The sequence below is a fragment of the Kribbella shirazensis genome (genome assembly GCF_011761605.1).
GTDB lineage: Bacteria > Actinomycetota > Actinomycetes > Propionibacteriales > Kribbellaceae > Kribbella > Kribbella shirazensis.
In genome coordinates this window covers 1,563,407-1,577,757 of sequence record NZ_JAASRO010000001.1, presented here as the reverse complement: position 1 = coordinate 1,577,757, position 14,351 = coordinate 1,563,407, and the positions used below count along the sequence as shown (strand labels likewise).

The 14,351-nt window shown below is 68.9% G+C and carries 15 protein-coding genes; 2 read left to right on the top strand and 13 right to left on the bottom strand.

The genetic code is table 11. The features are described from left to right. Positions 1-15: 15 nt before the first annotated feature. The 5 genes from BJY22_RS07740 to dnaK form a co-directional block, all read right to left on the bottom strand. A complete protein-coding gene (locus BJY22_RS07740) occupies positions 16-552 on the bottom strand; it encodes a GNAT family N-acetyltransferase (RefSeq protein WP_167204801.1) in 537 nt (178 codons plus the stop codon). A gap of 211 nt (positions 553-763) precedes the next feature. Further along, positions 764-1,219 carry a heat shock protein transcriptional repressor HspR gene (locus BJY22_RS07735; protein ID WP_167204799.1) on the bottom strand — a complete coding sequence of 152 codons (456 nt, stop codon included), beginning with the start codon at positions 1,217-1,219 and terminating at the stop codon, positions 764-766. Continuing rightward, a complete protein-coding gene (gene dnaJ / locus BJY22_RS07730; protein ID WP_167204797.1) occupies positions 1,219-2,385 on the bottom strand; it encodes a molecular chaperone DnaJ in 1,167 nt (388 codons plus the stop codon). Before dnaJ ends, BJY22_RS07735 begins: the two co-directional genes overlap by 1 nt. Before the next feature lie 27 nt (positions 2,386-2,412). After that, positions 2,413-3,108 carry a nucleotide exchange factor GrpE gene (gene grpE / locus BJY22_RS07725; protein ID WP_167204795.1) on the bottom strand — a complete coding sequence of 232 codons (696 nt, stop codon included), beginning with the start codon at positions 3,106-3,108 and terminating at the stop codon, positions 2,413-2,415. Next, positions 3,105-4,973, bottom strand: a complete 1,869-nt coding sequence (dnaK, locus tag BJY22_RS07720) for a molecular chaperone DnaK (protein WP_167204793.1) — start codon at positions 4,971-4,973, stop codon at positions 3,105-3,107. The genes grpE and dnaK overlap by 4 nt, the downstream gene beginning before the upstream one ends. Positions 4,974-5,241: 268 nt before the next feature. On the opposite strand from dnaK, the gene BJY22_RS07715 reads away from it, so the two are divergent. After that, positions 5,242-5,700 (top strand): GNAT family N-acetyltransferase, encoded by a 459-nt coding sequence (locus BJY22_RS07715; protein ID WP_167204791.1) that lies wholly within the window; start codon positions 5,242-5,244, stop codon positions 5,698-5,700. Here BJY22_RS07715 and BJY22_RS07710 read toward each other — a convergent pair. Beyond that, positions 5,697-6,131: a phosphoribosyltransferase family protein gene (locus tag BJY22_RS07710; protein ID WP_238350309.1), complete on the bottom strand. Its 435-nt coding sequence runs from the start codon at positions 6,129-6,131 to the stop codon at positions 5,697-5,699. The genes BJY22_RS07715 and BJY22_RS07710 overlap by 4 nt on opposite strands. Before the next feature lie 285 nt (positions 6,132-6,416). On the opposite strand from BJY22_RS07710, the gene BJY22_RS07705 reads away from it, so the two are divergent. After that, positions 6,417-7,316, top strand: a complete 900-nt coding sequence (locus BJY22_RS07705) for a hypothetical protein (RefSeq protein ID WP_167204789.1) — start codon at positions 6,417-6,419, stop codon at positions 7,314-7,316. A gap of 26 nt (positions 7,317-7,342) precedes the next feature. Here BJY22_RS07705 and hutI read toward each other — a convergent pair whose 3' ends face one another. The 7 genes from hutI to BJY22_RS07670 form a co-directional block, all read right to left on the bottom strand. Then, on the bottom strand, positions 7,343-8,506 hold the full coding sequence (hutI, locus tag BJY22_RS07700) for an imidazolonepropionase (RefSeq protein WP_167204787.1): 1,164 nt from the start codon (positions 8,504-8,506) through the stop codon (positions 7,343-7,345). Further along, the gene (locus tag BJY22_RS07695; protein WP_167204785.1) at positions 8,503-9,813 is read right to left on the bottom strand and encodes a formimidoylglutamate deiminase; all 1,311 of its coding nucleotides are present in this window, start codon (positions 9,811-9,813) and stop codon (positions 8,503-8,505) included. The genes hutI and BJY22_RS07695 overlap by 4 nt, the downstream gene beginning before the upstream one ends. Next, the gene (locus tag BJY22_RS07690; protein ID WP_167204783.1) at positions 9,810-10,997 is read right to left on the bottom strand and encodes an allantoate amidohydrolase; all 1,188 of its coding nucleotides are present in this window, start codon (positions 10,995-10,997) and stop codon (positions 9,810-9,812) included. The genes BJY22_RS07695 and BJY22_RS07690 overlap by 4 nt, the downstream gene beginning before the upstream one ends. 3 nt (positions 10,998-11,000) lie before the next feature. Beyond that, complete coding sequence (locus BJY22_RS07685; protein WP_167204781.1) at positions 11,001-11,933, bottom strand: glycine betaine ABC transporter substrate-binding protein; 933 nt, start codon at positions 11,931-11,933, stop codon at positions 11,001-11,003. Between the two features lie 79 nt (positions 11,934-12,012). Beyond that, entirely contained in the window at positions 12,013-12,663 is a 651-nt protein-coding gene (locus tag BJY22_RS07680; protein ID WP_167204779.1) for an ABC transporter permease, read from the bottom strand. A gap of 1 nt (position 12,664) precedes the next feature. After that, on the bottom strand, positions 12,665-13,321 hold the full coding sequence (locus BJY22_RS07675; protein WP_167204777.1) for an ABC transporter permease: 657 nt from the start codon (positions 13,319-13,321) through the stop codon (positions 12,665-12,667). Beyond that, positions 13,318-14,316, bottom strand: a complete 999-nt coding sequence (locus tag BJY22_RS07670; protein WP_167204775.1) for an ABC transporter ATP-binding protein — start codon at positions 14,314-14,316, stop codon at positions 13,318-13,320. Before BJY22_RS07670 ends, BJY22_RS07675 begins: the two co-directional genes overlap by 4 nt. Positions 14,317-14,351: the final 35 nt, after the last annotated feature.

Here is a 14,351-nt window from a genome sequence, read left to right as displayed (position 1 = left end):
GATCGGACGGATTCTTCAGGCGGTGAACTCGGACGCGCGGATGCGGTACACCTGCAGGTTGAGGTCGTAGTACTTGTCGGTCTCGCCGACCCACTCCATGCCGAGGCGTTTCGCGGTCGCGATCGCGCGCTTGTTGTGCGGCCGGGCGACGGCGAACAGCTCGTCGACCTCACCGCCGCTGAACGCCCAGCGCATCAGGCCGCGGCTTGCCTCGGTCGCGTACCCGTGGCCCCACGCGCTCGGCCGCAACTGCCAGCCGATCTCCAGATCCTCCTCGTACGGCGGGAGCAGCCGGATCAGCAGTGCGCCGACGAGCTCGCCGTCGGACTTCCGCTCGATCGCCCAGCGACCCGCCGGAACGACGAAGTTCGGCTGGGCCTCGATCCAGGCCTGCAGGATCAACCGCATACTCGCGGTATCGGGCACCTTGTCGATGGCCGGTGACAGCCAGGGCGCCACGTCGGCGGAGCCAAAGATCTCCAGCGCGGCGTCGGCGTCGTCTTCCTTCCAGTCCCGGATCAGCAGCCGGTCAGTCTCCAGCGTCAGCGTCACCTCGCCAGGGTAGGCGGTGCGCCAAGGGGACGACAGGTGAACGAGAACCGCAGGGCGGTCCTGGAACGGACCACCCTGCGGTGGGCCGAAGGCCGCCGGGGGGATAGCGGACCTTCGACTTGCGGAGGCGTCGTGGGGGAACGACGACCTCCACCGGATGACCGGAGGTTCCGAGGGGTGGGTTCGGAACGGCTCCGGTAGCTTGCGAGGATCAGCGTGGGCCGAGCTCCAGGGGCTGGGTACGGATCCACCGGGTGGTGGTCTGCTGCCGGCCCATGGCGATCACGTCACCCGCGGGACCGGCCGAGAAGACCCGGCTGGCGGCGGGACGCCGGGAGGCGCCGACACCGCGCTGGACCTCTGCCAGTAGCTGGTTGACCCGCCTGCGCAGGTCCTCTACTTCGGACTGTAGCGCGAGAATGTGCTGAATTCCCGCCAGGTTGACGCCCTCTTCCTGACTGAGGTGCTGCACGTACCTCAGCTTGGCGATGTCGTACGCCGAATACCGCCGCCCGCGGCCGGACGCCCGGCTCGGCACCACCAGGCCGAGCCGGTCGTACTGGCGCAATGTCTGCGGGTGCATACCGGCCAGCTGGGCCGCCACCGAGATCACGTAGATCGGTGTGCGGTCGTCCCAGGTCGGCACCTGGCTGAACGGGATACCCATCACGGACTCCCGAACAACCCGGCCCGCAGATCAGGCTGGTCCGACGCGGAGCTGAACTCCTGCAGCTTCTCCTTCTGCTCGTCGGTCAGCTCGTGCGGCACCTGCACCTCGAGGGTGAGCAGCAGGTCGCCCTTCGTCCCGTCCCGGCGGACCGAACCCTTGCCACGGACGCGCAGCTTGCTGCCGTTCGCCGTACCGGCCGGGATCCGGACCGTGACGGGCAGCCCGTCCAGGGTCGGGACCTTGATCTCCGCACCCAGCGCCGCCTCGGTGAAGCTCACCGGGACGTTCAGCGTCAGGTGCTCGCCCTGCCGGCCGAAGATCCGGTGCGGCTTGACGTGCACGGTGACGTAGAGGTCGCCCGAGGGGCCACCCCGTTCGCCGGCCGCACCCTTGCCCTTCAGCCGGATCCGCTGGCCGTCCTGCACGCCCGCCGGGATGCGGACCTGCATGGTCTTGCTCGACTGGCCGCGGCCGGAGCCGTGGCAGGTCTCGCACGGCTGGTCGACGACCAGGCCGCGACCCTTGCACTCGGTGCACGGCTCGGTCATGGCGAACACGCCGCCCTGCACCGAGGTCTGCATGCCCGTGCCCTCGCACTTCAGGCAGACCTTCGGCACCGTGCCGTACTTCGCGCCGGTACCGCGACACGTCGGGCACGGCTCGTCGCTGGTCATCCGGAGCCCGACCGTGACACCGTTCACGGCCTCGGCGAACTCGATCGTCGCCTCGGTCTCGATGTCCTGGCCGCGCCGCGGACGGGCCGTCGTGGTGGTCGTGGTCCGGCCGCCACCGCCGAACATGCCGCCCAGGATGTCGCCGAGCCCACCAGCGGGACCGGTGCCGCCGCCGCGGTTGAACAGGTCGCCGACGTTGAAGTCGAACCCACCGCCCTGACCGCTGCCGCCCGGCATCCGGAAGCCGCCGCTGCCGAACAGCCGGCGCGCCTCGTCGTACTCCTTGCGCTTCTTCGGGTCCCCGACCACGTCGTACGCCTCGGAGACCTCCTTGAACTTCGCCTCCGCCTTGGTGTCCCCGGCGTTGGAATCAGGGTGGTACTGACGCGCCAGCTTGCGGTAGGCCTTCTTGATCTCGTCGGCATCGGCGGTCTTGGAGACGCCGAGAACCTTGTAGAAGTCCTTCTCGAGCCAGTCCTTCGTACTCACTCGGCGCCTCCCCTCCCGTCGTGTCGATTACTCCGCGGACTCGTCCGCGGCCTTGTCGTCATCTGTGTTCTCCACCGGTACGTCGGCCTTGACGGCGTCGGCCGGTAGTTGTTCGGTCGGCTCCGACACGGCCACCCGGGCCGCCCGGAGGATCCGCTCGCCGTGCCGGTAGCCCGGCTGCATGATCATCGTCGCGGTCGGGCCGTCGACCTCGTCGGAGTAGTTGTGCAGCAGGGCCTCGTGGATCCGCGGGTCGAAGGAGTCGCCCTTCTCGCCGTACTTCACCAGGCCGAGCTTCTCGGTCACCCGTTCGAGCGATTCGGCCACGGCCTTGAAGGCCCCGTCGAGCTCACCGGCCTCGCGGGCCCGGCCGATGTCGTCCAGGATCCCGAGCAGTTCCGAGAGCACCGTGCCGATCACCAGCTCCCGGGACGCTTCCCGCTCCCGGTCCACGCGGCGCTTGTAGTTCACGTACTCGGCCTGCAGTCGCTGCAGGTCCGCCGTACGCTCCGCGAGCGCCTCGGTCAGCAAGGCCTCCTGTGCGGACGGACCGATCAGATCGGACGGATCCCGCGGCGGCTGTCCGCTCGGGGCCCCCGGCGCGGGAGGCGCGGACTGCTCCGCAGGCTCCCGCAGCTTGCCGGTTTCCGGGTCGATCCGGCGCTTGTCCCGGACGACGGGCTCACCGTCGCCGAACTCGCTGCCCGTCGGTCGATCCGTCACTTGTCCTCCGTCTTGTCCTGCGGCCGGTCCTCGTCCACGATCTCGGCGTCGACGACATCGTCGTCGTTGCTGCTGCTGGAGGTCGTGTCCTCGGAGGTGGCGCCGTCGTCGGTCGAACCGCCGGCGGCCTGGGCGTTCGCGTACATCGCGGCGCCCATCTTCTGGCTGGACTGGGCCAGCTTCTCCGAGGCGGCCTTGACCGCGTCGGCGTCGTCACCCTCGAGGGCCTTCTTCAGCTCGGCCACGCCGTCCTTGACCTCGGTCTTGACGTCGTCCGGAACCTTGTCCTCGTTCTCCTGCAGGAACTTCTCGGTCTGGTAGACCAGCGACTCCGCCTGGTTGCGGTTCTCCACCGCCTCGCGACGCTTGCGGTCCTCCTCGGCGTACTGCTCGGCGTCGCGGACCATCTGGTCGATGTCGGTCTTCGGCAGCGCGGAGCCACCCGTGACCGTCATCCGCTGCTCCTTGCCGGTGGCCAGGTCCTTGGCGTTCACGTGCACGATGCCGTTCGCGTCGATGTCGAAGGTGACCTCGATCTGCGGCACGTTCCGCGGCGCCGGCGGCAGGCCGGTCAGCTCGAAGTTGCCGAGCGACTTGTTGTCGCGGGCCATCTCGCGCTCGCCCTGGTAGACCTGGATCATCACCGACGGCTGGTTGTCCTCGGCCGTGGTGAAGATCTCCGAGCCCTTGGTCGGGATCGTGGTGTTGCGCTCGATGATCTTGGTGAACACGCCGCCCTTGGTCTCGATACCGAGGCTCAGCGGGGTCACGTCGAGCAGCAGGACGTCCTTGACCTCACCCTTCAGCACACCGGCCTGCAGCGAGGCGCCGACCGCGACGACCTCGTCCGGGTTCACGCCCTTGTTCGGGTCCTTGCCGCCGGTCAGCTCCTTGACCAGGTCGGCCACCGCGGGCATCCGGGTCGAGCCGCCGACCAGGATCACGTGGTCGATCTTCGCCACGTCGATGCCGGCGTCCTTGATGACGGCCTTGAACGGGGCGCGGGCGCGCTCCAGCAGGTCGTTGGTCATCTTCTGGAACTCGGCCCGGGAGAGCTTCTCCTCCAGGTGCAGCGGGCCGGACTCGGTCAGGCTCAGGTACGGCAGGTGGATCGTGGTCTCGGCCGCGCTGGACAGCTCGATCTTGGCCTTCTCGGCGGCCTCGGTGAGCCGCTGCATGGCCATCTTGTCGCCGGACAGGTCGGTGCCGTTCTTGTTCTTGAACTGGGTCACCAGCCACTGCACGATCCGCGCGTCCCAGTCGTCACCACCGAGGTGGTTGTCACCGCTGGTCGCCTTCACCTCGAAGACGCCGTCGCCGATCTCCAGCAGGGAGACGTCGAAGGTACCGCCACCGAGGTCGAAGACCAGGATGGTCTGCTCGGTGCCCTTGTCCAGGCCGTAGGCCAGCGCGGCCGCGGTCGGCTCGTTGACGATCCGGTGCACCTTCAGGCCCGCGATCTCGCCGGCCTCCTTGGTCGCCTGGCGCTGCGCGTCGGAGAAGTACGCCGGCACGGTGATGACCGCGTCCGTGACCTGCTCCCCGAGGTACGCCTCGGCGTCCCGCTTCAGCTTCTGCAGCACGAACGCGCTGATCTGCTGCGGCGTGAACTTCTTGCCGTCGATGTCGACGCTCCACGCCTCACCCATGTGACGCTTGACGGAGCGGATCGTGCGGTCGACGTTCGTGGTGGCCTGACGCTTCGCCACCTCGCCGACCAGGACCTCGCCGTTCTTGGCGAAGGCCACCACCGAGGGCGTCGTGCGCGCTCCCTCGGCGTTGGGGATGACGGTGGGCTCGCCACCTTCCAGTACGGCGATGACGGAGTTCGTCGTACCGAGATCGATTCCGACCGCGCGGGCCATGCTTTACCTCCACACTGTGTGAGTCCGGGGGACGACCCCCGGGACCCCCGGACTTGAGTGATGCAGACTCAATGTTGCCGTTCGTCCGCCTCGGTTTCAAATCCGTGACTGAACAAACTTGAGTTCACTGGACTCAACATTGCACACCGGTCAGGTCATTCCCAAGAGCGGTCCCGGATTTGGGGGTGCCGGCCAGGGTGCGGCCAGGGTGACCCCTCCCCGCGAAAACGTTTACCGTGCGATCCTGGTCACTGTGAACCTCCGCCCGATGACCGCCGCCGACATCGCCGCGGTTCTGGCGCTCAACGCCACCGCGGAGGATCTCGTCGAGCCACTCAGCGCCGACCGGCTGGACTGGCTCCGGCTGATCGCCGCGCACGCGGTCGTCGTCGATCTGGACGGCACACCGGCCGGCTTCGTTCTCACGTACACGCCCGGGTCGGCGTACGACGGGCTCGCGTTCGAGTCGTTCGCGCGGGTCTACGCCGACCGGTTCCTGTTCATCGAGCGGATCGTGGTCGCGCCCGAGCACCGGCGTTCCGGCATCGCGTCGAAGGTCTACCGCGCGATCGAACGGGCCGCCAAGCCGTTCGACCGCGCGGTCACCGCGGTCCCCGCCGGCACCCCGGCGCTGACCTTCCACGCGAACCGCGGGTACGCCGAGGTGGGCAAGCAGGTCCTGCCCGACGGGACGACCGCGATGCTGCTCTCCAAGGAACTGCCCTAGAGCTGCCGCACGTCGAGGAGCGACCGGACCGGTAGGTCGTGCCGGAGCCGCGGATCGGTGAGCCCGTCGACGACGCAGGCCGCGCCGATCCAGCGCGCACCGCAGTCCTCCACCAGCGCCCGGGCAACCCGCGCCGTCGCGCCGGTGTCGATCCAGTCGTCGACCATCAGCACGCGATCCCCGGACCGGATCAACTGCCGGCGGAAGCCGAACACGACATGCCGGTCCTGGTAGTCGGGCGCCGTCGTCCGCCGCACCCACCGATCGCTGTCGACCGCCGACCCGTCCTGCTTGCGCATCTCGACGAACCCGACCCTCAGCGCGGCCGCGGTCAACGCACCGACCAGCGACCCCCGCGACACCGGCCCGAGCACCACGGTCGGCGCCTCGTCGTACAACCCCGCCAGCGCCGGCCCCAGCTCACGCAACAACTCCGCGTCCCGCCACCACCCGGTGACGTCCGCGTAACTACTTCACACCCCACGATCCGTCCGCCACCGAAACCCAGCCCGCAGCCGCCCTTTGGTATCCATGCGTCCAGGATCCCGCACGTTCTACTCGGGTGCATGTGGTTTGCGATCCCCAGGCCATCACAATCGCGAGCTATACCGCCGCGCACGCGTACCGGGCCACAGGGTGGGTGATTGTGATGGCCTGGGGATCGCCTGTGGACAACGCCCGACGCGATCAGGCTGCGATACGGCACCATCAAGGACATGCCTGCAGTTGTCGACGTTCTGCGACGCGACGGTACGGCGACGTTCGGGGAACTGCGCGCCGTCGTTTCGGGACATGCGATCCGGGCGGCGCTGGTGGCCGGGACGATTCGCCGGGTCGCGAAGGGGGTCTACGCGCTGCCGGTCACGCCAGATCCGGTCGTCGCCGCTCGCGCGCAGGGTGGCCTGGTTTCGCACCTGAGCGCGGCGGTCCTGCACGGTTTCGACGTACTGGCGCTGCCGGACAAGCCGCAGATCACCGTCCCGCGTGGGCAGCACCGCCGGCTGAGCCCGGTGAACTGTGAACTGCATTGGGCGGACGACGTCCCGTCCGAAGGCCACTGGACCGGGAAACTGCGAACGATCCTGGACTGCGCGCGAACTCTGCCCTTCGCCGAGGGGCTCACGGTCGCCGACTCGGCCCTCCGCCTTGGGGCGGTGGACCGCTCCCAGCTGGTGGTTGCCGCGGCCGAGCTGCGGGGGCCCGGAAGCCTCCGAGCGCGGCGCGTGGCAGCCTCGGCCGACGGCCGCGCCGAATCACCGCTGGAGTCGGGGCTCCGAGCGATCTTGATCGAAGCGGGCATCACCGGCTTCGAGCCGCAGGTGGTTGTTCGTGACCGCACCTTTTCCGCTCGGATCGATCTAGGCAACTCCGAGCTGATGATCGGGGCCGAGGCCGAGAGCTTCGCGCACCACGGCACGCGGGGTGCGCTCGCTCGCGACTGCCGCAGACAGGTCAGCCTCACGGTGCGAGGGTGGCGGCTCCTGAGGTTCTCGTGGGAAGACGTGATGTTCGACCGGGACTGGGTGGTCGCTGCGTTCCGGGACGCCATCGCCGGATCCCCAGGCCATCACAATGTGCGGACTGCGATGGCGCGCAGGCGTGGCGCTGCCGCCTAGGGCTGATTGTGATGGCCTGGGGACCGCTAGACCATCCGTCCCGCGACGAAGGTCTGGGTGACCAGCGGGACACCCGGGCGGTAGGCGAGGTGGAGGTAGGACGGGGCGTCGAGGACTGCGAGGTTTGCTTGGGCGCCTGGGGTGAGGTGGCCGATGTCTCGGCGGCGGAGGGAGGCGGCGGCGCCGGCGGTGGCTGACCAGAGGGCCTCGGCGGGGGTCATGTGCATCTCGCGGACGGCGAGGGCGATGCAGAACGGCATCGAGGACGAGTAGCCGGAGCCGGGGTTGCAGTCGGTGGCGAGGGCGACGGTGACGCCGGCGTCGAGGAGGCGGCGGGCGTTCGGGTACGGCGACCTGGTGGAGAACTCGATCGCGGGCAGCAGCCCGGCGACGACACCGCTCGAGGCCAACGCGTCGATGTCGGCGTCGGTGAGATACGTGCAGTGGTCGGCGGAGGCCGCGCCGACCTCGGCGGCGAGTTGTACGCCGGGGCCCTCGCCGAGCTGGTTGGCGTGGACACGCGCCTGCAGCCCGCGCGCCAGCCCCGCCTGGAGGATCGCCCTGCCCTGGTCCGCGTCGAAGGCACCACGCTCGACGAAGACGTCGATCCACTTCGCGTGCTTCGCCGCCGCGTCGAGCATCTGCCCGGTCACCAGCGCCACGTAACCCGCCGGATCGTCGGCGTAGTCGGCCGGCACCACATGCGCCCCGAGGTACGTCGTCTCGTCGGTGAACTGCCGCGCGATCTGCAGAGCCCGCGCCTCGTCCGCGACCGTGAGGCCGTACCCGGACTTGATCTCGACCGTCGTCGTCCCCTGCCGCCGCATCTCGGTCACCAGCCGGGACACGTTCGCGGTCAGCTGCTCGTCCGTGGCTTCGCGCGTCGCCGCGACCGTGGTGCGAATGCCGCCGGCGGAGTACGGCGTACCGGTCATCCGGGCCGCGAACTCCTCGGCCCGATCGCCCGCGAACACCAGGTGCGCATGTGAGTCGACGAACCCCGGAATGACCGCCCGCCCGCCGAGGTCGATCGCGGAATCGGCCGCGGGAGCCTCCCGCCGGGAGCCGACCCAGCCGACCTTGCTGCCGTCGAGCACCACCGCCGCGTCCAGCACCTCCCCCAGCAGACCGCCGCGGGCAGGATCGTTCGTCACCAGCGAACCGATGCCGGTCAGCAGCAGCGAACTCATGCTGTCACCGCGCCGATCGAAGCGGCCAGCCCGGCGGCCACGTCCATCGTCATGTGCTTGCCCTCAGCAACCAGATGCTTGCCGGAGACGACCACGTCCGTCACGTCGGCGGCCGATGCGGCAAAAACGGCTGTCTCCACGGTCCCGCCGGTCCCGGCCGTACGCACGCTGTCGAGCCGCAGCGCGACCAGATCCGCGCGTGCACCCACTTCGATCACCCCCGCATCCTCGAAACCGATCGACCGGTGGCCGTCGACCGTCGCCGCCTTCAGCAACTCGGCCGCCGCCCAACGACCACGCTCCTGCGTCGCCAGGCGTTCGTCGAGCTCGACGGCCCGCATCTCCTCGAACAGGTCGATCACCGCATGACTGTCCGATCCGAGCGTCAACGGCGAACCCGCCTCGCGCAGCTGCGCCGACGGGCCGATGCCGTCCGCGAGGTCACGCTCGGTCGTCGGGCAGAAGCAGGAGTACGTCGCGGAGCTGCCGAGCAACCCGATGTCGACCGAGGTCAGATGCGTCGCGTGGACCGCACTCGTCCGCCCGCTGAGGAACCCCGCCTCGTCGAGGACCTGCGCCGGAGTCCGCCCGTACGCCGCCAGGCATGCCTCGTTCTCAGCGACCTGCTCGGACAGGTGGATGTGCAGCGGTACGTCGGGAAACGCCGAAGCGACCGCGCCGAGCTGGTCCTGCGGTACGCCCCGGATCGAATGGGCTGCCGCGCCGATCACGACGTCGTCGTCACCGGCCAGCTGAGCGACCCGCGACGCCCAGGCGGTGGCGTCGCCGTCGCTGAAGCGTTGCTGCACCTCGTTGAGCGGCTGGTCGATCCCGCCCGCGACGTAGCAGGTGTCGAGCAGCGCGATCCGGATGCCGGCGTCGCGGGCGGCCGCGATCAGCGCCGTACCCATGGCGTTCGCGTCGTCGTACCGCCGGCCGCCGGGCGCGTGGTGCAGGTAGTGGAACTCGCCGACCGCTGTGACGCCGGCGAGCAGCATCTCGCCGTACGTCGCCTTGGCGAGCTCGTAGTACGTGTCAGGCGTGAGCGCGGCGGCGACGGCGTACATCTGCTCGCGCCAGGTCCAGAACGTGCCGCGCTCGGTCTGCGTGCGGCCGCGGAGCGCCCGGTGGAAAGCGTGACTGTGACAGTTCGCGAGCCCGGGAATCACCAGGCCGCTCAAAACCTCGGCGTCGCCGGGGTCGACGCCGGTCTCCACGGAGCTGAAGCGTCCGTCGGCAACCGACACCAGGACTCTGTCGAAGAGACCGCCCGGGAGGACAGCGGTCTCGCACCAGTACGACGTCACTTCGCGAGATCCTTGAGTACGGCGGCCAACGCGTCGACACCGGCGAGACAGTCGTCGATCTCGGCGTACTCGGCCGGCGAATGCGAGACGCCGGTCGGGTTGCGGACGAACAGCATCGCGGTCGGGATGCCGGCGGCGGAGAACACGCCCGCGTCGTGCCCGGCGCCGGTCGGCAGCACCGGGGCGCCGTCGAGCACGTTCACCAGACGATCGCGGAGACCTGCCGGGAAGTCGACGACCGGCGAGACGGACTCCGGCGTCACCTCGAGCGCCGTACCGTCGCGCTCCGCGCGTTCTGTGGCCTGCTTGGTGATTGCTGCAAGCAACGATTCGAGGGTGGCGGTGTCCGCGGCACGGGCATCGAGCCAGGCGGTGACGCGGGACGGTACGGCGTTCGTCCCGTTGGGCTCCACCGACAACCGGCCGAACGTCGCGCGGGCACCGGCCAGCCGGGCCTGCTTGTTGGCGGCCAGCGCGGTCATCGCGTAGGTCAGCATCGGGTCGTGCCGGTCCTCCATCAGCGTCGTACCCGCGTGGTTCGCCTCGCCGTTGAACGTGAACCGGTACCGCCCGTGCGGCCAGATCGAGCTCGCCACACCGACCGGAGCGGTCAGGCCGCGACCTTGCTCCACATGCAACTCGACGAACGTCCCCATCCGCTGCAGGAGCGGCGACGGCCCGACCCCCGCCGGGTCGAGCCCGGCCTTCTCCAAGGCCTCGCCGAGCCCGACGCCGGACCGGTCCTTCAACTGCAGAGCCTTCTCCGCGGGCAACACCCCGGCCGCGACCCGGGACCCCAGACAGGGCATCCCGAACCGCGACCCTTCTTCCTCTACGAACGCCCCGATCCCGATCGGCACCGACGGCACAAAACCCTCGGCCCGCAAGGCGTCCACAGCCGCCAAGGCAGACACCACGCCCAACGGCCCGTCAAACGCCCCACCATCAATCACCGAGTCCAGATGACTCCCGGTGACCACACCAGGACCCTCCGCATCTCCCCACCAGGCGATGAGGTTGCCTATGCCGTCGGATTCGACGGTCAGGCCGCGGGTGGCGCACTGGTCGAGGAACCAGTGCGTCGCCTCGCGTTCGGTGGGGGTCCAGCCGCCGCGGGTGTAGCCGCCGGTGTCGGGGTCACGGCCGATGGCGGACTGATCGGCCCACAGGGATTCGAAACTCAAGGCTCAGGCCAGCGGGTTCTTCGACAGCCAGTCCTTGGCGACCACGTCCGCGCTCTCCTTGCCGACGTCGATCCGCTTGACCAGTTCGGTCAGCCCTTCCGTGGTCAGCTTCGCCGAGACCGCGTTCAGCACCGAGACGACGTCGTCGGACTTGTGGTCGGTCCGGATCAACGGGACGACGTTGTTCGGCGGGAGGATGTTCTCCGGGTCCTCCAGCATGACCAGGTTGTTGTCCTTGATCAGCGCCTGGGTGGTGAAGAAGTTCGACACCTGGATCTGGTTGTCCAGCAGCGCCTTCAGACTCAGCGGACCACCGGCGTCCAGCGTCTTGTACTCCTTGCCGAACTCGACGCCGTACTTCTCCTTGAGGCCCTTCAGCCCCGCGTCGCGAACCTTGAACTCGGAACTGCCGCCCGCGGCCATGTCCTTGGCGACCGGCTTCAGGTCCGCGAGCGACTTCAGGTTGTACTTGTCCGCGGTCGCCTTGGTCACCACGATCGTGTCCTCGTCGGCGGCCGGCGACTTCTCCAGCACCTCCAGGCCCGACGGCAGCGAGCTCTTCAGCGCGTCGTACGTCGCCTGCTCCTCGGTCTCGGTGGAGTCCTTCTTGAAGTAGTGCAGCGCGGCGCCGGTGTACTCCGGCAGAAGGTCCACGGAGCCGTCCTTGATCGCGGCCATGTAGGTCTCGCGGTTGCCGATGTTCGGCTTCTTCTTCACCTCGATGCCCTTGGCGGCCAGCGCCTGGCCGTAGATCTCCGCCAGCAGCTGACTCTCGGAGAAGTCGGCGGACCCGACGGTGATGCTGGTCACCTTGGACGGCGCGGGCGAGGACCCCGCGTTGTCGCTGCCGAGCTGGTCGCCCCCACCCCCACAACCGGCCAGGCCGAGCACCGCCACTCCGGCGATCGCAGTACGGATGAGTGTGGATCTCAACACGAGAGCCTCCAGTGTTCTCGTTCAGCCACCGGCCGGTGCCGATGGATGTCTCTCAAGTTCATCAGGTACGTCGGACAGTTCACCCGATCTTCAATCCCGGCGAGACCGTGATCCGCCCGATCAGTGCGAACAGCGCGTCGAGCAGCAGCGCCATCAGCGCCACCAGCAGCGCGCCGGTGAACATCTGCGGGAAGTCACGCAGCTTCAGTCCGTCGATCACGTACCGTCCCAGGCCGCCGAGCGACACCAGGGCCGCGATCGTCGCGGTCGAGACGATCTGCAGGGTCGCACTGCGGACGCCGGAGATGATCAGCGGCATCCCGATCGGGATCTCCACCTTGGTCAGGATCTCGCGACCCGTCATCCCCATCCCCCGCGCGGCGTCGATCGTCGCCGGATCGACACCTGACAGGCCGGCGTACGTCGAGGCGAGGATCGGCGGCACGCCCAGCGCGACCAGCGCGATCAGCACCGGCAGGAAGCCGATCTGGTCGGTCAGCAGCACCGCGAGCATCAGCAGACCGAGGCTGGGCAGAGCCCGTGCCGCGTTGCCGGTGTTGATCGCCAGGAACGCGCCCCGCCGGGTGTGCCCGATCCGCAATCCGATCGGCAGCGCGATCAGCAGGGAGAGGGCGAGCGCGGCGAACGTGTACCAGAGGTGCTGCAGGATCCGCGCCCAGATGCCCTCGGTGCCGGACCAGTTGAAGGGGTCGGTCAGGTACTCCCACATGTCATGCCACCTCCACCACGGGCGTCGCGACGCGAGCCCAAGGAGTCAGAACCCGCTGCAACGTCACCAGCACGAGGTCCGCGAGCAGGGCCAGGCCCAGCGACAGCACCACGCCCACCACGACCGGCGTGAGGAAGTCCTTCTGGAAACCGAGCGTGAACAGCTCTCCCAGTCCGCCGATCCCGATCACCGCGCCGACGCTCACCATGGAGATGTTCGCGACGGTGACCACGCGCAGTCCGGTGAAGATGACGGGTACGGCGATCGGCAGGTCCACTGCGATCAGCCGGTGCACCGCGCCGTACCCGACCGCGACCGCGGACTGCCGGACGTCGGGTGGCACGGAGCGGAGTCCGTCGATCACGTTCCGGATCAGCAGGGAGACGGTATAGATGGTCAGCGCGACGACGATGTTGACCGTGGACAGCACCTTGGTCCCGAGGATCGCCGGCAGCACGATGAACAGTGCGATCGACGGCAGCGAGTACAGGATGCCGCCGAAGGCGATCAGCGGATTCGCCAGCCAGGAGTAGCGCGTCGCGACGTACCCCAACGGCACGGAGATGAGCAGCCCGAGGATCACCGGAAGGATCGCCAGGTAAAGGTGCTCACGCAGCTGCTCCCAGATGAGCCCTAGGTTGTCGCCGATCCAGCTCATGACCGCAACGCCTCAGCTACTGCGCTCTGGTCGACCACGCCCACCGCGCGGCCTTCCTCGTCGACGACCACGCCCCAGCCGGTCGGCGACGTGAGCACGGCGTCCAGCGCCGCCCGCAGGGAGTCGCCGCGCTGGAACACCGAACCGACAGGCAGCAGCTCCTCAGATCCGTTCCGCCAGCCGACCGGTACGCCGTCCTGCAATGCCAGCTCGTCCGGCAACGGTTTCATCGGCAGCGTCTCGGGGTGCACGAACGTCAGCGCTCGGTAACCGCGGTCCTGACCGACGAACCCGCGCACGAAGTCGTCCGCAGGTTGGGCGAGCAGCTCGGCCGGTGGAGCGAACTGGGCCAGCTTGCCGCCGACCCGCATCACCGCGATGTTGTCGCCGAGCTTGATCGCCTCGTCGATGTCGTGGGTGACGAACACGATCGTCTTGCCGATGTCGCGCTGCAGGCGGAGCAGCTCCTCCTGCAGCTGGTGCCGGACGATCGGGTCCACCGCGCTGAACGGCTCGTCCATCAGCATGATCGCCGGATCGGCCGCCAGCGCACGGGCGACGCCGACTCGTTGCTGCTGGCCACCGGACAGCTGGGCCGGATACCGCCCGGCCAGCTTCGAGTCCAGGCCGACGCGCTCCAGCAGCTCCATCGCCGTACCGCGCGCCTTGCGCTTGTCCCAGCCGAGCAGCCTCGGCACAGTGGCAATGTTGTCCACAACCGTCCTGTGCGGGAACAGACCGGCGTTCTGGATCACGTACCCAATGCCGCGCCGCAGCGTGACCGGGTCCTGGGAGTTGATGTCCTGGCCGTCGATCGAGATCGTCCCGCCGGTCCGCTCGATCGTACGGTTGATCATCCGCAACGACGTGGTCTTGCCGCAGCCGGACGGGCCGACGAACACGGTGATCTGGTTGCTCGGGATCCGCAGGGACAGCTTGTCGACGGCGACGGTGCCGTCCGGATACCGCTTGGTGACGTCCTCGAACTCGATCATGGCGCCCCTTCGCGCTCGTCGTCGGTCGCGGATGA